Source organism: Nitrospirae bacterium YQR-1, from assembly GCA_039908095.1.
Classification (GTDB): Bacteria; Nitrospirota; Thermodesulfovibrionia; order Thermodesulfovibrionales; family Magnetobacteriaceae; genus Magnetomonas.
On record JAMOBJ010000066.1, the window covers coordinates 1 to 2,027 of the forward strand.

The 2,027-nt window shown below is 39.1% G+C and carries 2 protein-coding genes; both read right to left on the reverse strand.

Going from position 1 to position 2,027, the window contains the following annotated elements; translation table 11 throughout:
* Window positions 1-1,113 (reverse strand): hypothetical protein (locus tag H7844_15830; protein ID MEO5358749.1); only part of this gene is annotated, 1,113 nt, incomplete at its 3' end.
* Between the two features lie 162 nt (window positions 1,114-1,275).
* A complete protein-coding gene (locus H7844_15835; GenBank protein MEO5358750.1) occupies window positions 1,276-1,821 on the reverse strand; it encodes a hypothetical protein in 546 nt (181 codons plus the stop codon).
* Window positions 1,822-2,027: the final 206 nt, after the last annotated feature.

The following is a 2,027-nucleotide window of genomic DNA, read 5'->3' on the forward strand; positions in this document are numbered from 1 at the left end:
GACTTTTGATTTTGTTGTTGATGTTATATTGTCTGATGTTAAGGATGTGGTTGTCGTTGTTGAGTTTCCGGATGTTAAGGATGTAGTTGTTGTGGTTGTGGACGTTGATGAGCTGGTATATACACCTGTATAAATATAACCACCATAAGCTCCAGCAACCAGTTTTGTACCATCTGAAGACGACGCTATTGTAAACCAATTTCTACTGCCGGCATTTTTTTGTTCTGTCCATGTGCCACCAGAGTCTGTTGATGTGTAGATATAGCCTCCAGTAACTCCGGCAGTTAGTCTTACTCCATCCGATGATGAGGTTATCGAATACCAATACCTGCTGCCTGCGCTGGTTTGTTCAGTCCATGTAACACCTGAATCCGTTGAGGTATAAACATAGCCACCATAAGCAACTGCAGCGAGTCTCTTGCCATCAGAAGAGCTAACTACTGCAGTCCAGTTCCCACTTTGTCCTGTTGCTTTCCATGTAACACCAGAATCTGTAGATGTATATATTTGTCCATTACTTGATGTAGATTGTTGTGTTGCAGCAACTAATTTAATACCATCCGATGATGAGGATATTGAATACCAATACCTGCTACCAGAGCTGGTTTGTTCAGTCCATGTAGCCCCCGAATCAGTTGAGGTATAAATATAGCCATGAGCTACAGCAGCTAGTTTTGTGCCATCAGATGATGATGCTACTGACCTCCAAACTCTATTGGACTCTCTTGCTGTCCACGTAGCACCAGAATCTGTAGATGTATATATTTGTGCTCCTGTACTCGATGCACCCTCTCCTTGTGATACTGCCACAAGTTTAATACCATCTGACGATGATGCAACTGAGCTCCAATAGCTTAATTTATTTCTTGAAGTCCATGTAACGCCTGAGTCTGTTGATGTATAGATATCCCCCTTTTCGCCTCCTGTAGTAGAGGATGTTACAGCAACCAGCTTAGTATTGTCCGATGATGCTGCTATCGAATACCAAAGTCTGTTACCGGAGCCTGTTTGCTCGGTCCATGTCCAGTCAGCATGACTTAATGTAGGTATTACTAATAGTAGCAATATAAAAAATATCTTTTTAAGCTGTTTAGAGATAAAAACAGACGGCATAATTCCCTCCTCTGTAAATTAATAAAGGAAAGTCAAGGCTGATATTTTTTGCCGTACATTTTAACCTTTGCTTTCCCCTTATTCTTTCATTAAGTAAAAAAAATACTAAATTCTCATCCACTTTAAAATGGAAAAGAACCATGTATTTTAAGTACACCTTTTTTAAAAACCCAACATAATTTTGTTACTGCCGGGGCCATCAGTGCTGTCGTCCTCACACACATACCCAATTAAGTTACGTTTTGGAGTAGTTGTTCCTTGAAAACACGACATAAGCAGACTCTTACATGTTGCCTTTGTGCCTGTTGTTGGAAATTCTGCTGTTGTAGTAAATTTTAAAGTACCAGCATATGATGATGCATCTCCGACATCTGATGATATACTTACAGTATCTGAACCGGCTGTAACTGTTTTCTCACTAAAAGTAAAAAATCTTGTTGTTTTTGTTCCAAGTTTTGTTGAAAAAGTATTTGATGTCCCTGTAGGATTACCGTTATGATTTGCACCAACTGTAAAAGACACTGTTAACTCCTCAGATGACATATTAGCCGCCACACAGTAAGTAACATTATTAGAGATTGTGTGAAAATAGGGTAAATAATAATATACATTACTTGCCTCTGTTGTTTTTACAGTTAGCAATAGTGCTGTTGCTAAAATCATTGCGGACATTACCATAATTTTTACTACCAAACTATTTCTTTTCATAACCGTCTTCCTCCCACATTTTACTGCCTGAAAAACAGGCATATACTATAGAAACATGTTCCTATTATTTAGAATCCTGTTAGTGTCTTTTTCCCGCCAGGGCCGACAGTACTGCTATCTTCACAGATGAAACCCTGCTAAGTTGCGTTTAGGGTTAGTTGTGCCCTGAAAACATGCCATTAAAATGTTTTTACAATTTAGCCCCG

What these genes read in the sequence shown, in the direction of transcription:
- H7844_15835 (MEO5358750.1), bottom strand. Translation starts at nt 1,821, where the DNA reads ATGAAAAGAAATAGTTTGGTAGTAAAAATTATGGTAATGTCCGCAATG.